Below are 3929 nucleotides of genomic sequence, written 5' to 3' on the forward strand. Positions count from 1 at the left end.
ATACATGACTTAAAGCTTTATATTAATGGTTGATGCTAGTTTCACGGCTTTATCCCCGAATCGGTTCCGGATGCGATCCATGGCCTGATACAGTTTATACTGTTCTTCTGAGGCACTGTACAGATTGATTTGCTCATGCCCGCTAACCAGTTGCGAAAGTTTAACCCCAACCAAACGAAGTAGCATGCGCCGGTTATACAACTTATCAAAGAGCTCTTTTGCTTTACCGATCAGGAAGGAATCAAGTGTGGTATAGGGTATTTTAGCCTGTTGGGTATGGGTTTCGAAATTGGAATAACGGATGGTTATGGTGATACAGGCTGTCAGTTTTTTTTGCGCCCTGAGTTGAAAGCAAAGATCGGTAACCATGGATGTGATCAGCTGCTTAATTGTATGCGTATCAATACTGTCGGTTTCGAAAGTGCTTTGAGTACCGATTGATTTTTGCTCACGGTAGGGCAAGACCGGCGAATGGTCAATTCCATGAGCTTTCTGCCACAGGCTTGTTCCATTATTGCCAAGTACTTTGAACAACTGCTCCTGGGGGATCTGTGATAAAGTGTAAATAAAGCGAACTCCCATTTCGCTGAGTTTGATATAAGTTGCCTGACCCAAGCCTGGTATTTTCTTAATGGATAGGGGGTTTAAAAAAGGCTGCACCTCATCAAGAGGCACCTGCCGTTCTCCGTTAGGCTTACATTCATTGGTGGCTATTTTTGATACCGTTTTATTAACTGATAAACCAAAAGAAAGGGGCAGACCTGTTTCCTTCATCACCTGAAGCCTCAGTTCATGTGCAAATTTCATGCAACCATGGAAACGATCCATGCCAGTCATGTCTATGTAGTGTTCATCAATAGACGCTTTTTCAAGTACCGGTACTTTTTCTTGCAGAATATCGGTGACCATGTGTGAGTATTTACTGTACTCGTCCATGTTACCGCGGATAAAGATGGCATGCGGACAAAGCTGCCGGGCCATTCTAGAGGGCATGGCCGAATGAATGCCGAATTTCCGGGCTTCATAACTGCAGGATGCAACTACCCCACGATCGGAAGTGCCCCCGATAATCACCGGTTTTCCAACCAGTGAAGAGTTCTTCAGAAGCTCTACAGATACAAAAAATGCATCCTGATCAATATGTATGATTTGTTTATCCATCAGCATAAATTTAGTTGCGGGGGAAACAAATTTATGCTAAAATTTTTAGCAATTAAAATAATTTAGCAATTCATTTATTTATCGATGTTACGATGGCTCAAAGGATATTTCATAATCAAATGGATTTTTCTCCATTTTTTTTTACAATAAAAAACAAAATAAATTAGGTGCAAACAAAAAACTTGAGTATAATTGTCTACTAATTCCATAGACTTTATATTTATACGATCAACTGGTCATGAAACTAAAAGAAGGTGCAGTAGACGTACCGCCTAACATCTCTGAAATGTCTCAGGAAAGAAAGTGGAAAAGAATCGCTTACCTATCCTTATTTAGTTTGGCGATGCTATTTATTGCATATTCTATTTATACCTATATCGGTTATACCTCTGTTGTTGCATTAAGTAAAGATCTTTCTAAACAGATCGATGATAAATTTATGTGGATGCTGCTGGTTGGTTTTTGTGCACAGATTGTTGACGGTGCTTTAGGTATGGGTTATGGCGTGGTTTCAACTACCCTTTTATTGTCTGGTGGATTAAACCCAGCAGTGATTTCAGGAAGTATTCATACGGCAGAAATGTTTTCAAGCGGAGCTTCTGGGTTTAGCCATTACCGTTTTGGAAATGTAAACATGAAATTATTCAAAACCCTGCTTATTCCCGGTGTTCTGGGTGCAATTATAGGGGCCATATTTCTGGGTTATGCAGGAGATAATTTTTCGCAATGGATTAGGCCTGTTATTTCGGGATATACCCTGCTTCTTGGGGTCAGAATATTAACCAACGCCTTCAAAGAAAAAAGAAAAGCACAGAAAGTTAAGCATGCTGGCTGGCTGGCTGGTGCCGGCGGTTTTCTAGATTCATTTGGCGGAGGTGGCTGGGGTCCATTGGTTACCAGTACATTAATTTCTAAAGGCCGTACACCCAAATATGTGATTGGTTCAGTGAGCTTAACGGAGTTTTTCGTGACCATGGCCAGTGCACTTACATTCTTTATAATTCTGGGTGTTAGCCACTGGCAAACTGTTTTGGGTTTGATTGTTGGTGGTGTGGTTGCTGCTCCAATTGCTGCCAGGCTGGCCGGAAAATTACCGCTTAAAAAGATGTTTATCGGGGTTGGGGTACTAGTAATCCTTTCCAGTTTGAGGATCATCTGGAACTCTATTGAGAAGCTGATTTAATAGTCATTATTTTTTTGCTTTTTGTATAGTTAAAATTGCTCATCGATTCCCAAAAAAATAATCTGAAATTTATCAATCACTCCAAACAGGTTTTTGTCTTCGATTTTACTTATTTTTAATGTTAAAATCAGATCGGTATGCTAAAGAACATCAAATTACTAGTTATTGGGTTCATTGTTTGCCTGAGTAGTTTCAAACCAGATAATAGTTTAAATCGAGGTATTATCAATGGTGCTTGGAAAACTCAAGAAGGCACTATTGAGCAGGTATTGTTATTATCTGACGGATATTTTATGCATACCATTTTTGATCAGGTAAATAAGGAGTTCATTCAGAGCAGAGGGGGAACCTATCAATTTTCAGGGAGTGATCTTATCGCTACTGTTGAATTTAATACGGTGGATAAGGATCAGATCTGGCAGAAGATCAACTATAGTTTTATAATCAAGAAGGATAAACTAAGTTCAGATCTTAGTGGTAAAAAAGCTGTCTGGAATTTGTTGGATAAGGTGCAGGGAAATCTTTCAGGTACCTGGCGTATGTCAGGAAGGATGCAGGATGGTAAGATTACCTATAGTCAGCCAAGAGCCAGAAAAACTTTGAAAGTGCTAACCGGCTCAAGGTTTCAATGGGCTGCTATCAATGCTGAAACGAAGGAGTTCTTTGGCACTGGTGGAGGCTCCTACACCTTTGAAAAAGGAAAATATACTGAGAAGATTGAATTTTTCTCCCGTGATAATAGTCGGGTTGGGGCTTCACTTTCTTTTGATGGAAAATTAGTAGACGGCAACTGGCATCATTCTGGGTTAAGCTCTACCGGAAATCCGATTTATGAGGTGTGGACTAAAGAAAATCAAAAATAGGCTTTCTTTTATAACATTTAAGTAAATGCATAAACGTGCGATGAGCCCAGTGCTAGCGCACGCGTGTGCTTTTCCAAAAACAAATATTTTTTTTTGCGCTATGCACCTGTCATCCTGAACAGCGTGAAGGAACTTAGTAGTATGCGTAAACAAATTTCTTTATCCGTTATAAAAAGCGTCTTTGCGTCTTTGCGAGAGTATTTTTTTAGGTCGTTTGTCTCGCAGAGACAAATTTAGAGTCTTTATTTATTTAGAAGAGTTATCTCGCAGAGACGCAGAGACGCAAAACAATCACTGAAACGAAATTTCATACTAATTGAAAACCCTTAGCGTCTTCGCGTCTTTGCGAGCGTATTTTTTTAGATCGTTTGTCTCGCAGAGACAAATTTAGGGTCTTTATTTATTTAGAAGAGTTATCTCGCAGAGACGCAGAGACGCAAAGTAATGACTGAAACGAAATTTCATACTAATTGAAAACCCTTAGCGTCTTCGCGTCTTAGCGAGCGTATTTTTTTAGGTCGTTTGTCTCGCAGAGACAAATTTAGGGTCTTTATTTATTTAGAAGAGTTATCTCGCAGAGACGCAAAGTAATGACGGAAACGAAATTTCATACTAATTGAAAACCCTTAGCGTCTTTGCGTCTTTGCGAGAGTATTTTTTTAGGTCGTTTGTCTCGCAGAGACAAATTAAGGGTCTTTATTTATTTAGAAGAGTTATCTCGC

General features: G+C 39.6%; 3 protein-coding genes. 2 read left to right on the forward strand and 1 reads right to left on the reverse strand.

The genetic code is table 11. From position 1 onward, the window contains the following. Positions 1-9: 9 nt before the first annotated feature. The gene (gene dinB / locus ACIQZ6_RS12255) at positions 10-1161 is read right to left on the reverse strand and encodes a DNA polymerase IV (protein ID WP_395811510.1); all 1152 of its coding nucleotides are present in this window, start codon (positions 1159-1161) and stop codon (positions 10-12) included. A 238-nt stretch (positions 1162-1399) separates the two neighbouring features. On the opposite strand from dinB, the gene ACIQZ6_RS12260 reads away from it, so the two are divergent. Continuing rightward, positions 1400-2344 carry a sulfite exporter TauE/SafE family protein gene (locus ACIQZ6_RS12260; protein WP_395811512.1) on the forward strand — a complete coding sequence of 315 codons (945 nt, stop codon included), beginning with the start codon at positions 1400-1402 and terminating at the stop codon, positions 2342-2344. 137 nt (positions 2345-2481) lie between these two features. Then, entirely contained in the window at positions 2482-3207 is a 726-nt protein-coding gene (locus ACIQZ6_RS12265) for a hypothetical protein (protein WP_395811514.1), read from the forward strand. The last annotated feature ends 722 nt before the right edge of the window (positions 3208-3929 follow it).

This window comes from Daejeonella sp. (genome assembly GCF_044348475.1).
In the GTDB taxonomy this organism is placed as follows: domain Bacteria; phylum Bacteroidota; class Bacteroidia; order Sphingobacteriales; family Sphingobacteriaceae; genus Daejeonella.